The organism is Kitasatospora sp. NPDC042419 (assembly GCF_056437345.1).
Window position 1 is genome coordinate 412951 of record NZ_JBWKAW010000003.1, and the last position, 15691, is coordinate 428641.

General features: G+C 73.5%; 10 protein-coding genes. All 10 read right to left on the reverse strand.

The genetic code is table 11. The annotated features are described in order from the left end of the window. Nucleotides 1-33 precede the first annotated feature (33 nt). The 10 genes from pstA to cydD all read right to left on the reverse strand — a co-directional run bounded on the left by pstA (nt 34) and on the right by cydD (nt 15687). Nucleotides 34-1281: a phosphate ABC transporter permease PstA gene (pstA, locus tag AC067J_RS09220; RefSeq protein ID WP_478297264.1), complete on the reverse strand. Its 1248-nt coding sequence runs from the start codon at nt 1279-1281 to the stop codon at nt 34-36. A gap of 143 nt (nt 1282-1424) precedes the next feature. Then, nucleotides 1425-2444: a phosphate ABC transporter permease subunit PstC gene (pstC, locus tag AC067J_RS09225; protein WP_478297265.1), complete on the reverse strand. Its 1020-nt coding sequence runs from the start codon at nt 2442-2444 to the stop codon at nt 1425-1427. Nucleotides 2445-2609: 165 nt separating this feature from the next. Continuing rightward, a complete protein-coding gene (locus AC067J_RS09230) occupies nt 2610-5321 on the reverse strand; it encodes a hypothetical protein (RefSeq protein ID WP_478297266.1) in 2712 nt (903 codons plus the stop codon). A gap of 334 nt (nt 5322-5655) precedes the next feature. Continuing rightward, nucleotides 5656-6255 (reverse strand): hypothetical protein, encoded by a 600-nt coding sequence (locus AC067J_RS09235; RefSeq protein ID WP_478297267.1) that lies wholly within the window; start codon nt 6253-6255, stop codon nt 5656-5658. A gap of 189 nt (nt 6256-6444) precedes the next feature. Continuing rightward, entirely contained in the window at nt 6445-7485 is a 1041-nt protein-coding gene (locus AC067J_RS09240) for a PstS family phosphate ABC transporter substrate-binding protein (RefSeq protein ID WP_478297268.1), read from the reverse strand. Between the two features lie 106 nt (nt 7486-7591). Next, a complete protein-coding gene (locus AC067J_RS09245; RefSeq protein WP_478297269.1) occupies nt 7592-8653 on the reverse strand; it encodes a PstS family phosphate ABC transporter substrate-binding protein in 1062 nt (353 codons plus the stop codon). 442 nt (nt 8654-9095) lie between these two features. Further along, entirely contained in the window at nt 9096-9503 is a 408-nt protein-coding gene (locus tag AC067J_RS09250) for a hypothetical protein (RefSeq protein ID WP_478297270.1), read from the reverse strand. After that, on the reverse strand, nt 9493-9906 hold the full coding sequence (locus AC067J_RS09255) for a DUF1508 domain-containing protein (protein WP_478297271.1): 414 nt from the start codon (nt 9904-9906) through the stop codon (nt 9493-9495). The genes AC067J_RS09250 and AC067J_RS09255 overlap by 11 nt, the downstream gene beginning before the upstream one ends. A 221-nt stretch (nt 9907-10127) precedes the next feature. Further along, complete coding sequence (locus tag AC067J_RS09260; protein WP_478297379.1) at nt 10128-11807, reverse strand: sensor histidine kinase; 1680 nt, start codon at nt 11805-11807, stop codon at nt 10128-10130. 343 nt (nt 11808-12150) lie between these two features. After that, a complete protein-coding gene (cydD, locus tag AC067J_RS09265) occupies nt 12151-15687 on the reverse strand; it encodes a thiol reductant ABC exporter subunit CydD (protein WP_478297272.1) in 3537 nt (1178 codons plus the stop codon). Nucleotides 15688-15691 lie beyond the last annotated feature (4 nt).

Below are 15691 nucleotides of genomic sequence, written 5' to 3' on the forward strand. Positions count from 1 at the left end.
CTCCTCCGGTACTGAGGGTGGTCGGTCGGAACATCAGTGCTCCCCGGTGGCGACGGCGGGACCGCCGAGCTGGGCGGAGGTGGGCGGCTCCGGCCGGGAGGCCCGAGCGGTGTGGGCGGCGCGGGCGAGCTTGCGCTTCTGGCGGCGGCTCATCTCTCCGGGTCCGCGGCCGCCGAGCAGTCGTGCGGTGACGAAGAGGATCAGCACCACCGTCATCAGGGTCAGCCCGGCGGCGAAGGCGCGCGCGGTCATCTCGGGGACCGGCAGCTTGACGTAGCTCCAGATGTAGAGCGGCAGCGAGATCTGCTGCCCCTCCAGCGGGTTGGCGTTGAGGCGCGAGGTGAACCCCGCCGTCAGCAGGACCGGCGAGGTCTCACCCACCGCGCGCGCCATGCCCAGCACCACGGCGGTCACCAGGCCGCGCCGCGCGGTCGGCAGCACGACGTTCCAGACGGTCCGCCACTGGCTGCCGCCGAGCGCGTACGAGGCCTCCCGCAGGGTGCCCGGCACCAGGCGGATGACCACCTCGGCGGCCCGGGTGACGATCGGCATCATCATGACCATCAGCGCCAGGGAGGCCGCGAAGCCGCTCTTCTCGAACCCGAAGGTGAGGATGACGACGCCCAGGATGAAGAGGCCCGCGACGATCGACGGCAGCGCCGTCATCGCCTCCACCAGCGTCCGGACCGGACGGGCCAGCCGGCCGCCGATCTCCGACATGAAGACGGCCGCCGCGATGCCCAGCGGGACGGCGAACAGCGTGGCCAGGCCCAGCTGTTCGAGCGAGCCGATGACGGCGTGGAACGCGCCGCCGGAGGTGATCGGGGAGAGCGAGGCCGTGCTCACCATCGTCTCGGTGAAGAAGTTCGCGTGCTGGGCCGCCTCGTACCCCTTCGAGGCGACGTAGCCGATCTGGTCGGCGATCAGCCCGACGACGAACAGGCCGGAGCTCCAGGCGACCACGGCCACCAGTCGCTCCCGGACCAGGAGCGGGCCCCACTGCATCCGGCCGAGGACGAAGTAGCCGGCGAGGAAGAGCAGGTACCAGCAGAACAGGAAGCCCAGGGCGCCGCTGAACGGGAGCACCCGCTCGTACAGCACCCAGTCCAGTCCCAGCGCGCCGACCAGCGCGCCGGCGATCGTGAAGAAGTCGTCGCGGGTGGTCCCGCCGAGCTTCAGCTTCCGCTCCGGACGCGGGACCTCCCGGGCCGGTCCGGCGTGCGGCTCGTCCGGCGGGGGCGTCGCGGGTGCCACGGCGGGTGGCTTGTCGAGGGTGGTCATCGGTGCGTCCCTTCACGGCGGAGCGGCAGCGGTCGGCGGGCCCGGCGGCGGGTGCTCCGGCCCGCCCCGGGGTCCTGATCGGCCACGGCGCCCCTGCGGGCCGGCCGCCCCCGGTCGGTCGTGCTTCTCTGGTCGGCCACGGCTCAGTCCACCGTCGCCGCGCCGGAACGGGAACGCGAGATCACGAAGCTCGCCACCACGTTGACCAGCAGCGTGATCCCGAACAGGACCAGGCCGGCCAGCATCAGCGCGGAGAGGGCCAGCGTGTCCGACTCGCCGAACCGCAGCGCGATCAGCGCGGAGATCGAGTTGCCGCCGTTCTCCAGCACGTGGGTCATGGTCTTGAAGCTCGGCGAGATGATCAGGGCGACCGCGATGGTCTCGCCCATCGCGCGGCCGAAGCCGAGCATCACGGCCCCGATCACACCGCCGCGCCCGAACGGCAGCACCACCGTGCGGACCATCCCCCAGCGGGTGGAGCCCAGCGCGTACGCGCCCTCGCGCTCGCCCTGCGGGGCCTGCGAGAACACCTCGCGACTGAGCGAGATGATGATCGGAATGATCATCAGGGAGACCACCACGCCCGCGACGAAGGTCGACGAGGTGTAGGAGGTGGCGATGTCGCCGGTGCGCACCTTGAGGAAGGGGATCGCGTCACCGAGGTGGTTGGACGCCCAGCGCGCGACCCCGATGATCTTCGGCTGGAGGAAGAACAGGCCCCAGAGCCCGTAGACGATGCTGGGGATCGCCGCCATCAGGTCGACCAGCGAGATCAGCGTCGCGCGCAGCCGCACCGGCGCGTACTCGGAGATGAAGACCGCCGTGGTGATGGCGACCGGAACGGCGATCGCCAACGCGATCACGGCGATCAGGATGCCGTTCGGCAGAACGGCGGCGATGCCGAAGTTACCGGCCTGGGTCTGCCACTTCTGCTCGGTGAAGAAGTCGAAACCGACCACGCGCAGGGCCTCCGCGCCGCGCAGGATCAGGAAGAACGCGATCAGCCCCATGATCGCGAAGACCGAGAGGCCCGCGGTCCGCAGCATGCCGCGGAACACCCGGTCGCCGGGCGTGGCGGGGGCGGTGATGGTGCGGGGTACGTCGGGGTCGGGCTGGCGTGGAGCCTCGGCGAACGGTGCCGCGGGCTCGGCGGCGGCTGTCATGGTCTGCTCTCCGGCGCGCTCGGTGGGAACTGCTCGGTCCAGGGATCACGGGGGTCGGGGGAGGGGGCCGGGCGCGGTTCCCCCGGGTAGGGCGCCCGGCGACGGGAAGCGGACTCGGCGGGGCCGGGACGGCGGCCCCGCCGAGTCCTCACCGACCGGGCGGTGTCAGGGGCTGCGGCGGATCCGCGCCCAGACCCCGCGGGTGGCGGCGGTCAGCCGCGCGCCGGCCGGGGTACCGCCCAGGACGAGCGCCGCCGGGCCGCCGACCAGCAACACCAGGCCGGCGATCAGGGCGATCGGCAGCAGCAGCCGGGCACTGCCCGAGCGGTCGGCCGACGGCGAACCGGCCGCCACCGGCGCCGCCGCGAGCGGGCCGCCGTTCTGGCTCGGTGCCGCGCTCGGCGCCGGCTTGGCGGCGGCCGGGGTGGTCGCCGCCGGAGCGGGCGCGCCGCCCGCCGTTCCGCCGGAACCGCCGGCGGCCGAGCCGCCCACGCTCCCCGACGTACCGGAGCTCCCCGACGTGCCGGAGCCGCCGGACGTGCCGGACGTGCCAGAGGTACCGGAGGTGCCCGAGGTACCGGACGTCCCGGAGGACGAAGCGCTGCCGTCCGTCACCGGCGTACCCGTCGTGCCGGTGCCGCCCGTCGTGCCGGTGCCCCCGGTCGTGCCGGTGCCGCCCGCGCCCGAGCTGCCGCCGGTCGAGGTACCGCCGGTCGACGTGCCACCGGTCGACGTGCCACCGGTCGTCCCGGCCCCGCCGTCCGTGCCGCCGGTCCCGGAGGGGTTCTCCCCGCCGCCCGGCGTGGTCGGGGGCTTCTGGTTGCCCGGCCACTTGCCGTCCTGCGCGGTCACGTGCTTGACCGCGTCCTGGGCCTGGGCCCGCTGCTCCTTGGTCAGCGCGAGGAAGCCCTCGGGCAGCCGGCCCGGCTCGACGCCGTACAGCTGGCCGGTGTCGGTGACGGTCTTGAGGAACGTCCCGATCGCCGCCGCCTTCTCCGCCGGCACACCGCCGGTCGGCACCATCGCGTACTGCACCGTGGTCAACGGGTACGCCCGCTGGTCACGGGCGTACGCGCTGTCCGTGGCGCCGTAGGGCAGCAGCTGCGTCCCGGTCACGGGGTCCACCGGCATGTCCGCGACGGCGGACTGCAGGGTGTCCCGGGACGGCGACACGAAGGCACCGGCCGCGTTCTTGAGCGAGGCCTCGGGGATCGCGTAGGCCTTCGCCTGGGCGCTGTCCAGGATCGCGAAGAGGGTCCGCTGGCCGATCGGCTGCGGCTCGAACGACGGGTGGTTGCCCTGGCCGTCCACCTCGGCCTTCTTGGCCGTCACCTGGCCCTGCTGGATGAACCGCAGCACCTGGTTGAGGCTGGTCTGCAGCGGGTTCCACTCGTACTGCTTCCAGTGCTTCAGGTGGTCCGGCAGCTTCGGGCCCCCGGGTGCCTCCACCGCGCCGCTGTCGTCCTCCCGGATCAGCTGGTCGGTCGGGTAGCCGGCGAACACGGGGCGCGTGTACTGCGTGTTGACGCGGGTGCCCCACGGATCCTGCTCGCCCTCCATGAACCGCGCGGCCTCCGGGTCGCTGGCGATCCACGAGGTCAGCTGGTAGGTCAGGTCGGTCGAGGTGCCCAGCACGATCGGCAGGGACTTCTCCGGGCCACCGCCGCACTCCGGCCAGGCGAGGCCGCTCGTCGCGGGCAGCGGGTTCAGCGTGCGGAACTCCTCGTCGGCGAAGATGCAGTTCGGGTTGTTGCCGACCGAGGGCATCTCGATACCGGGGGCGCGGTAGCTCTGGGTCAGCAGCTTCGCGACCAGCCGGGCGTTGAGCTTCATGTCCCGGATCTGCCGACCGGCCGGCGAGTCGACCAGGAAGGCCACCGAGATCCCGGTCGTCGCCAGCGGCGAGTAGACGTACGGCCGCGTCGGCGTGTCCCGGTCCGGGATCGCGGTGAGGCCGACGTCACGGGTCCCGCGCAGGAACGACTGCCGGGCCTGCGGCTCGCCGCCGCCGGAGGAGTACTGCACGGTCAGCGGGTCCTTGCCGAGGCACAGCCCCGTGATCCACTGCTGCATGGCGCGGTTGAGCATCTCCAGGCCGGAGGCCACGAAGTCGTTGGCACGGACACCGCAGTCGTCCGGGGTGGCGGCGAAGGTGAGCGGGATGACGACCCGGTTGGCCCAGGCGCACTGCTCGTTGCCGTTCATCCCGGTGATCGGGTTCTCGTACCCGGTCAGGATGACGTCGGTGGCCGTGTAGAAGATCACGCCGTCGTTGTCGATCGAGTGGTCGGCGCAGTCGGGCTGGCCGTTCCGCTGCGCGTAGAGGTCCAGCGGATCGCCGCCGTAGTTGGCCTCGACCACGATCGAGCACGGGTGGGAGGCGTCACAGCCGAGCGAAGGACTCAACCGCGAGGACCGCACCTCGATCGGCGCCGTCCCGGAGCCGTCCGCACCGGTGACCGCGATCGCCATGTTGCTCGGCAGGTCGGGAGCCGTGGTGCCCTGCGGCGGGTACTTCTGCTCGAAGCCCGCCGCCGGGTCGGCGCCGAACATCGTGCTGCCGTAGCAGTCCATGACCTTCGGGTCGGTCCCGCGGCACTGGTAGATCCGGACCGGGTACATCACCTGGTCCGAGTTCGGCTGGACGGCCGTGGCCTGCTCACCCGTCCTGAGGACACTCGGTGTGAAGCCGCTCCAGGAGACCTGGATGACCTGGTCGGTGAGGTTCTCCGTCTGCGAGACGGTGACGCTGCCGTTGGCACCGTACGAACCCGTACCCGGCTCCGCGCCCGGCATCCAGACCTTCGGCCCCACCACCGTCTTCGCCGAGGCCGCCCGGGCCTCGGTGACGGTGCCGAGCCCGACCGGTGCCGTCACCAGAGCACCCACCACGGCGAGGACGAGCGTGAGCGAGGGTAGTCGCCGGCGCCACCGCCCTCTGTCTCTCGGGTCGGGTACGCGGATTCTCATGGCGGGTACCTCCGGGAATCGCGAGCCGCACACGAGGGCGGCACGAGGGAATGGTCGCGTTGAGGGGTGACGGCTCCGGTTGCCTACTATTCGGCCATCCGGACATGGCCGGATCAGGTCGACCGGATGTACGAGAACACAACGCGACGACTCCGTACCGGAGTTGGGAACTCCGCATGCGAGCGGGCCCGCGCGGTGGCGCGGGCCCGTCGTCCTACGGCAGTCGGTACCGGACCGAGGGTCAGCTGCCCTGGGTGAAGGTCAGCGCGAAGGAGCCGACCGACTGGCCGCCCTTGAAGAAGGAGGTGTTGAGCTTGGAGTCCAGGTACTGCGCACCGGCGGCGTCGATCTGGAGGTCGGTGGAGGCCAGCGTCTGGGTGGTGCCGTTGCGGCCGATCTGGCTGTCGCCGGCCGGGTCCAGCAGGGCGACCGGCGCGGTGCCGCCGACCGGCACGCCGGTGATCTGCCAGTTGTCGACGCTGAAGTGCAGCTTCTTGAAGGTGGCGCTCTTGCCGGTGAAGACGTTGACGAAGAGCAGGCCGCCACCGAGGTCGATGTCGCCGTAGTAACCGGAGAGGTTCGCCGAACCGGCGGTCACGGGGAAGGTGGTGGAGATACCGGTGGCGCTGTCGTACGAGGGGGACGCGGTCGGCAGCGGGATGACGACGATGCCGTTGAGCGCCTGGTCCTTGAGGAAAGCGGTGCTGGAGTTGACCACCGCGCTGCCGGTGGACGGCGTGCTCGCCGGGGCCGTGTCGGCGACGGCCGCACCGCTCATACCGGTGACGGCGAGGACGACGGCGGTGCCGGTCGCGGCGAGACGGGCGCGGGTACGGGACATGCTGGACTCCTAAGGAGAGGTGAGATGTTGTGCTGGGTGGAGCAGGCGACCAGGAGGTCGCCCCTACGGCCGCTCGGCTCTCGCAATGCCCGGCGGAGCCCGCGGCCGAAGTCTTGTGCTTCCTGAGGGTCAGGCGCGGGTGCCCGAGGTACCGGACCCGACGGGACGGCGGGCGCGTCCGCCCGTTCGTCAGGCCGTACTGCCGCAGGCACCGTTCGGGAGCGTCAGGAATCCGTAGCTCTTGATGACCTGGGAGCCCTGGCCGCCGTTGGAGCAGATCCAGCCGCCGACACCGAAGATCGCGCGCAGCGCGGTGCCCTGGGTGTTCGTCGCGGTCCACTCGGCCTGCCGGACGATGTTCCAGAGCACCCGGCCGTAGGCGGACGCGGCGTGCTGGGGGCTGATGGTGTTGCTCGCGGTGACCGGCGCGATGCCGTTGACGCTGCGGACGGTCAGCGAGCCGGCGGCGTCGAGCGGTGTGCTGTGGCCGAGGTACACCTGGCCGACGTAGTGGCCCACCGAGTACGGGATCAGCACGTCCGGGTCGTTGAGCACCGGATCCACGCCCTGGTTCTCGCCCGGACCGGTCGTCACGCAGCCACCCGGGACGACGGGCGAGGTGCCGCCGACAGCCTTCAGGAAGAGTCCGCGCACACCCGAGTCGGCGGGCGGCAGGAAGGGCTTGATCGTCGCGTTGGGCAGCGTCGGGCTGATCTGCTGCCAGTTGGTGACCGTGCACTGGTAGACGGCCTTGAGCTGCGCCGTCGTCAGGTTGGTCGGCGCGTGACCGCCGCTCTGCGCCGCCCAGGTCACGGCGTCCTTGGCCAGGGCCACGAAGAGGTCGCTGGCCGGGTCGCCGGGCAGTCGGCCGCGGTCCGCGCGGACGAAGTCCACACCGGCCGGGAGGTTGTGCAGGTACGACTGGCCGGTCGCGATGCCGGTCGGCCGGGCGACCGGCAGAAGGCCGGACTTCAGCGTGACCGGCGACGGGCCGGTCGAGTCGTAGCTGTAGAGGCGCGGCGAGGTGGTGTTGCCGGACGCGGCCAGGAACGCGTTGTAGCCGGCCGAGAGACCGTTGAACAGCGGCCCGGTGGTCTGCGAGCCGACCCCGACGATGTCCGACGGGTTCGGCGTGACGGGCGGGTCCGCGAGCGCCGTGCCGCCGGTCGTGCCGGCCAGTGCGCCGGCGATCGCGGTGACGGCGAGCACCTTGCCGATGGTCCTGCGCATCGTTGCCCCAGCTCCCTGTGCGGCGGTGATCCGGTGTGGGCCGGCGGCCACGGGCGCGAGGCCCGTGGCCGCCGGATGGTGCGGGTGGTACCGGGGTGCTGGTGGATCAGATGTGGGTGGTGGAGCCGCAGGCGCCGTTCGGGAGGGCCAGGAAGCCGTAGTCCTTGATGATCGCGGCACCGGCACCACCGTTGGTGCAGATCCAGCCGCCGACACCGAAGATGGCGCGCAGCGCGACACCGTGGGCGTCGGTCGCGGTCCACTCGGCCTCGCGGACCACGTTGTAGATCACGCGGCCGTACGCGGTGGAGGCGAAGGAGGAGTTGATGACCTTCGGGGTGACGGCGGTGTTGACCGGCGCAATGCCGTTGATGTCGCGGATGGTCAGCGGGCCCTGGGCGTCGCTGCCCGAGGCGTGGCCGTTGTAGACCTGGCCGATGTAGTGGGCGACGGAGTAGGGAACGACCGCGTTGGCGTCGTTCAGGACCGGGTCGGTGCCCTGGTTCTCCTGGGTGCCGGAGACGACGCACGCGCCCGGGACGACGGAGGTGGCGCCGCCGATGGCCTTCAGGAAGAAGGACCGGGTGCCGGAGTTGAGCTGCGGCAGGAACGGCTTGATGGTGGCGTTCGGCAGCGAGGCGCTGATCTGCGTCCAGTTGGTGATGGTGCACTCGTAGATGCCCTTGAGCTGGGCGGTGGTCAGGTTGGCCGGCGCGTTGCCGCCCGACTTGGCCGCCCAGGAGACCGCGTCCTTGCCCAGGGTGACGAAGATGTCGGTGGCCGGGTCACCGGTCTGCGGGCCGCGGGAGGAACGGGCGAAGTCGACCGTGGTGCTGGTGTTGGCGTTCAGCGCGGTGATGCCGGCGCCGGAGCCGTTCGGACGGGCGATCGAGGTCGCACCGGTCTTGGTGGTGAGCGGCGAGGTGCCGGTCGCGTCCCAGCTGTAGAGGCGCGGCAGGGTGCTGCCGGCCGGCAGGGAGGCGTTGTAGCCGGCCGAGAGGCCGTTCAGGACAGCCTGGGTGGTGTCCGAGCCGACGCCCACGATGTCCTGGGCGAGCGGCAGGGTCGGCAGCGTCGACGGGTCGGCGACGGCGGTGCCGCTCGCGACGGTGACGACCGAGGTGGCGAGGGCGGCGGCGGCGAGCAGCTTGGCAGCGGTCTTGCGCATGTTCCTGTTCCTCCGGTGGGAGAGACGTACATCGCTTGCCCGGGTACTGGTTGTCAGTCCCGGGGCCGGTGACCGCGTCCGCGGCGGCCTCTCCGGCAGTGCCGATCCTGTCGGTCGGCGCGGTTCCGTCGGAAGGGTGGTCAGGGGCGCCGGGGGATTGTCGATATCTCGGTTCAGAGAGGTTTAACGACTGGTCAGCCCAGCCGCGCGGGGTGGTAAATCCGCAGGTCGGAGGCCGGTGACGTTCTTCTCCAGGTGGCGACTCGGGGGTTTGCCGGAAACCTGCGCTTCACCGGAAAAGGGGGAAAGGGGGGCCGGGCGGGCGGCGGCGCGAGCGGCGGGGAGCAGGCCGGGAACGCGGGGAGCAGGGAGAACGGGTGGAGCGGGCCGGAACGGGGCGGAACGCGATGGGACGGGCGGGCCGGAGCGGGCGGGGCCCGGACTACCAGGGCAGCTGCCCGTCGCGCCCGACCCGTCGCAACTCCTTTCCCAGGTACTGGAGTCCGGCGCGGAAGCCCTCCACACCGGCCTGGCACTGGTCGCGTCTCAGGTAGCCGCGGGCGCTGCGCGCCACCGGGCCGGCCGCGTCGGCGGCGCCCGGGCGGGTGCTGCGGACCGGAAGGTACGCCGTCCAGACCCAGAGCCGCGCGTCGGACTGCCCGACGGTACATCGCAGGGCGGCCCGTTCGATGATCAGTTCCCGCAGGGCGTCGGAGAGTTCCGCCTCGCCCCGGTAGGTGCGCACGCCGACACCGAGCTGCCGCCCGTTGGCGGCGCGCAGCGCCCAGCCGAGGCAGCGGTCCCCGGCGGGGACGGTCAGGAGTTTGGGACCGCGCCGCTCAGCGGACATCGGTGATTCTCAACGAGACTCCGCGGTCCGGGAGTTCGAGGGCCGGCTGCTTGGCGAGCAGCACGACGAACCGGCGGAAGGCGTTCTGGCAGGTCGCGTACCGCTCGTACGCGCGGCTGGACCGCACCTCGGGGAGGGTGCGGGAGCCGGGGATGACCCAGACCCAGCCGATGCCGTCCCGGACGTGCGTGATCCGGGCGGTGAGGCTCTCGGCCCCGGCCCGTAAGCCGTCGAAGCCGCGCTCCGCCTCCCCGGCCGTCTCGTAGGCGGCCTGGGTCACGGCCACCACCCGGCCGTTGGGTGCCTTCAGCTGCCAGCGGTACCGCCCGTCCGGTGCACGTTCGGCCCGAAACCCCCCTCGACTTGCCCCTGCTGCGGTGTGATCGCGGTTCGACGCGTCCACTGCTCCCCCACAGTCCGGTACCTCTCCGAGACGGGAGTAAAGCTATGTGTGCACACGAGACCGCCGGAAGGCCATGAAATGCACAACTTGCTCCGTTGGCCGCGAAGTTCTCTCTCGTTAAACTTTCACCGGGTGCACACCAACCGCGCGCCAACCACTCCCGTGGTCACTGCGCATCGTCCACAGACAGTTCGAACCGGTCCCATCATCCGGACGGGTGTTCAGAGCCGCGCCGTCCACCGCACCCGGGTGCCCCGCCCGTACGGCCCGGGCTCGTGCCAGGCGTCCCCGCCGAGCGCCTCGGCCCGCCGGGTCAGGTTGCGCAGGCCGCTGCGCCGGCCGCCCTCCGGGATGCCGACGCCGTCGTCGGTGACGGTCAGCAGCACGCCGGGGCGGCCGCCGCGGTCGAGGGACTCCGGGTCGCCGCCGACCGGGCGGCCGGCGTCGTCCAGGTGGACGGTCGCCTCGACCTCCACACCGACTCGGGACGCCCGCGCGTGCCGCGCCGTGTTGGAGAGCATCTCCCTCAGTGCAGCCAGGAGTTGACGTCCGGTCTTCTCGCCGACCAGGCTCTCCACCGGGCCCATGAAGGAGACCGACGGCTTGAAGCCGAGCGCCGCGGCGGCCTGGCTGCACTCGCGCAGCACCCGGGTGCGCAGGGTGTCGGGGGCGTCGCCGTGGTTGTCGTGCTGGAGGGCGTAGATGGTGGTGCGGACCTCCTGGATGGTGGCGTCCAGCTCGTCCACCGCCTGGCCGATCCGGACCTTCACCTCCGGCACCACGGCCCGCCGGGCCGCGCCCTCCAGCATCATCCCGGTGGCGAACAGCCGCTGGATCACCAGGTCGTGCAGGTCACGGGCGATCCGGTCGCGGTCCTGGAAGACGGCGAGGCGCTGCTGGTCCCGCTGGCCCTCGGCGAGCCGCAGGGCGAGCGCGGCCTGCGAGGCGAAGGTCTCGGCGAGCTGCTTCTCGGCCTCGCTGAACGGCACGGCCCCGCGCGGTCGCCAGACGCTGAGACCGCCGAGCACCCGGCCGGCGGCGACCATCGGCACGGCCAGCGACGGACCGAAGCTGCGGGCGAGCCGGATCACCACGGTCGGGTCGGTGGACATGTCGTCGAGGTGGACGCTCTCCCCCTCCAGCAGCCGGGAGGCGAAACTGTCCGGCGGGAGCAGCTCGCCGCGGACGAACTCGGCGGCCTCCCCGGAGGCGTGGGCGACCCGCATCTGGGCGGCGCCGGGGCCGGCACCGGCGTCGGCCTCCCCGGTCGGCAGCAGGATCATCCCGAGCGCGGCGTCGGCCAGCTCCCGGACCTGCTCGGCGGCGACGGTCAGCGCGACCTCGGCCTCGTCGGTGGAGAGCAGTGCCGTGGTGACGGCGGCGGCCCCGGCGATCCACCGCTCGCGGCGCCTCCCCTCCTCGTAGAGGCGGGAGTTCTCGATCGCGACGCCGGCGGCCGCGGCCAGCGCGTGCACCACCTGCTCGTCCTCGGGGGTGAAGGCGCCGCCGCCCTGCTTCTCCGTCAGGTAGAGGTTGCCGAACACCTCGTCGCGGATCCGGATCGGCTCGCCGAGGAAGGTCTTCATCGCCGGGTGGTGCGGCGGGAAGCCGTACGAGCGCGGGTCGGCGCCGAGGTCGCTCAGCCGCAGCGGCTCGGGGCGGTCGATCAGCGCGCCGAGGATGCCGCGCCCGACCGGCAGCTCGCCGATCTCGGCGGCGGTGGCGTCGTCGATCCCCACGTGGATGAAGTCGGACAGCCCGTGCCCGCCGGGGGCGATCACCCCGAGGGCGGCGTACCGGGCGTCGACCAGTTCGGCGGCGCCGGTCGCGATCCGGTGCAGGGTGGCGTGCAGGTCGAGCCCGGCCCCGACCGAGACGACCGCCTCCAGCAGCCGCTGCATCCGGTCGGTGACGGCGGCGGCGGACTGCAGCCGCTCGGCGACCTCGGTGACCAGGGTGTCCAGGCCGAGCGAGGAGATCTCGGGGACCCGGTGCGGGGCCTGGTCGGGCCCGGGATCCGCCGGCTCCGCCGGTACCGGGGGCTCCGGCCGCTCCGGGTGCTCCGCCTGCTCCGCGGGACCGCCGGGGACGGGCTGGACGGTGGGAACGGGCGGAGCGGCGGGCACGACGGGGCCGGCGGGGTCGGCGGGAACAGCGGGGTCCGGCAGGGATGGCGTGGGGTCCATGGTGATGAGCGTAGTTTGTACGGTTTTCCGCCGAAGTAGCGACGCGACGATCGGATGATCAGGCCGCCGCCGGCACCAGCAGCCCGTCCGCCTCCCGCTCGCGCTCCCGCATCGCCCGCAGCCGCCCGTCCGGCGCGTCCAGCAGCTCCGACCACCCGCCCCGCTCGACCACCCGGCCGCCGTCCAGCACCAGCACCTCGTCCACCGTGGAGTCGTCCAGCCCGGCCAGCCGGTGGGTGATCAGGACCGTCGTCCGCCCGGCGGTGGCGGTCAGCAGGTCGGCGGTGAGCGCGTCCGCGGTCGGCAGGTCCAGGTGCTCGGCGGGCTCGTCCAGGACCAGCACCGGGAAGTCCGCGAGCAGCGCCCGGGCCAGCGCGAGCCGCTGCCGCTGGCCGCCGGAGAGGCGGGCGCCGTGCTCGCCGACCATGGTGTCCAGCCCGTCCGGCAGGGTCCGCGTCCAGTCCAGCAGCCGGGCCGCGGCCAGCGCGGCGGACAGCTCCTCCTCGCCCGCCGAGGGCCGGGCGAGGCGCAGGTTCTCCCGGAGCGAGCTGTCGAAGACGTGCGCGTCCTGGGCGCAGAGGCCGATCACCCGGCGGACGTCGTCCCCGGCGAGCGACCGGCTGTCCACAGCCTGTGGACGACCGGCGGCGAGGACCACACTGCCGGAGCTCTGGTCCAGGAAGCGGAGCAGCGCCTGGGCGAGCGTCGTCTTACCGGAGCCCGAGGCGCCGACCACCGCGATCCGGCGGCCGGGGGTGAGGTCGAGGTCGACACCGGCCAGCGCGTCCGCCTGCTGCCCCGGGTACCGGGCGATCAGCCCCCGGACCGCGATCGGGAACGGCTGCTCGGGCAGCGCCGCCGGGGCGGCGGGCTCGGCGACGGCGGCGGGCGCGTCCAGCACCTCGGCGAGCCGCGCGGAGGCGGCCCTGCTGCGCCGGCGGGCCTGGACGGCGAGCGGCATCCCGGTGACCGCCTCGAAGGCGGCCAGCGGGGTGAGCACGACCACCGCCAGGCAGACCGGCGCCAGCGTGCCCGCCCCGACGCCCTGCAGGCCGACGGCCGCGGCGGCGGCCACCGTGACACCGGTGAGCAGCGAGATCAGGCCGGTGCCGAGCGCGGCGGTGGTGGCCGAGCGGGCGGCCAGGCCGGTCAGCGTGGCGTCGGCGGCGCGGACGGCGGCGAGCCGGCCGGGCAGCGCGCCGGCCACGGTGAGCTCGGCCGTCCCGCTGAGCGCGTCGACCACGGCGGTGGCGAGCCGGCCCCGGGCGGGTGCCTGCCGCCGTTCGGCGCCGGCCGACCAGCGGGCGGCCAGCGCGGGGACGACGGCGCCGGCCAGCAGCAGGCCGATCCCGAGGACCAGTCCGGCGGCGGGCAGGAAGGCTCCCATCGCCACCGCCGCCGCCAGCGACACCACGGCGGCCACGGCGGCCGGGAGCCGCCAGCGCAGGTAGTGGTCCTGGACGGCGTCGACGTCGGCGACCAGCCGGGAGAGCAGGTCGCCGCGCCGGAAGGCGGGCAGCCCGGCCGGGGCGAGCACGGTGAGCTTGCGGTAGACGGCGGCGCGCAGGGTGCCGAGGGTGCGCAGCACGGCGTCGTGCGAGACCAGCCGCTCGGCGTAGCGGAAGACGCTGCGGCCGATGCCGAAGGCGCGGACGGAGGTGACGGCCATCATCAGGTAGAGGACCGGCGGCATCTCGGAGGCGTAGGAGATGAGGTAACCGGAGGTGGCCATCAGGGCGACGGCGCAGCCGAGGGCCAGCGCGCCGAGCAGGACGGAGAGCGCCAGCCGGGGCCGGACGGCGTCGGGCCCGGGCGTGTCGTCCTCCGTCGGCGCGGCGGGTGTCGGCCGGCCGGTGGGCACCAGCGCCGGCACCGCCGGTCCGCCGGTGGCGCCGTCCGGGGCGCCGTCCGCCGCGCCGGCGGGCCCGGCTGGCGGGCCCGCCAGCCGGGCCCGCCGGTCGGCCGTCGCGAGCAGTGCGGGCCGGTGCGCGACCAGCAGCACGGTGCGCGCCGGGTCGGCGGCCAGCGCCCGGACGGCGTCGACGACCGCCGCCTCGGAGCCGCCGTCCAGGTTGGCGGTCGGCTCGTCGAGCAGGACGAGCGGCCGGTCGTCGGCGAGCAGGACGCGGGCGAGCGCGAGCCGCTGCCGCTGCCCGGCGGAGAGCCCGGCGCCGTCCTCACCGAGCACGGTGGCGAGCCCCTCCGGCAGCCGCTCGACGAAGTCGAGTGCGTGCGCGGCCCGCAGCGCCTCCCGGAGTTCGGCGGCCGGGGCGTCGGGCCGGTAGAGCGCCAGGTTCTCGGCGACGGTGCCGGCGAACAGGTGCGGGTGCTGCGGCACCCAGGCGATCTGCCGCCGCCAGCTCTCCGGCGCGAGGTCGGCGAGGTCGTGCGTCCGGCCGTCGGCGGCGGTGATCCGGACGGTGCCGGCGTCCGGCGCGGTGAGGCCGAGCAGGACGCCGAGCAGGGTGGACTTGCCGGCGCCGCTCGGCCCGGTGAGCGCGACGGTCTCGCCCGGGCGCAGGGTGAGCGAGGCGTCGTCGAGGGCGGGTGCGGTGCGGCCGGGGTGGGTGACGGTGAGCCCGTCGAGCCGGACGGTCGCCCCGGCCAGGGCGGGCGCCGGGGTGGTGCCGGCGGCGGGCCGCTCGGTCTCCAGCACCCGGAAGATCTCGTCGGCGGCGGTGAGGCCCTCGACGCTGGAGTGGTAGAGCGCGCCGACCTGGCGGATCGGGAAGTAGACCTCGGGGGCGAGGATCAGGATCAGCAGCCCGGTCTCCAGGTCCAGCGTGCCGTCGACCAGCCGGAAGCCGATCGAGACGGCGACCAGGGCGACCGAGAGGGTGGAGAGCAGTTCCAGCGCGAAGGAGGAGATGAAGGCGATCCGCAGGGTGCGCAGGGTGGCCCGGCGGTAGTCGGCGGTGATCCGGGCGATGGTGGCGGCCTGGGCCCGGGCCCGGTTGAACACCTTGAGCGTGGGCAGGCCGGCGACCACGTCCAGGAAGTGGTGCGAGAGCCGGGACAGGGCGGACCACTGCCGGTCCATCCGGGACTGGGTGGCCATCCCGATCAGCACCATGAAGAGCGGGATCAGCGGCAGCGTGCCGGCGATGATCGCGGCGGAGGTGAAGTCGGCGCCGACGATCCGCAGCAGCACGATCACCGGGACGACGACGGCGAGCGCCAGCTGCGGCAGGTAGCGGGCGAAGTAGTCGTCGAGCGCGTCCACGCCGCGGGTCGCGAGCGCGGTGAGTTCGCCGGTGCGCCGGCCCGCCAGGTAGGCCGGGCCGAGCGCGGTGGCGTGGTCGAGCAGCCGGCGCCGCAGGGTGGACTTCACCCGGGCGACGGACCGGTGCGCGGTCAGTTCGGTGAGCCAGCCGACCAGCCCGCGGCCGACCGCGGTGAGGGCGAGCAGCACCAGCGGGGTGCCGAGCTCGTCGAGCCCGGCCCGCTGCTGGAAGCCGCGGACCACGATCTCGGCGATCAGGCTCGCCTGGAGGACCACCAGGGCCGCGCCGGCCGCCCCGAGGAGGACCGATCCGGCGAGGAAGGCACGGGTGGTGCGGGCGTACCCGAGGAGTCGGGGGTCGACGGGCTTCACGGCG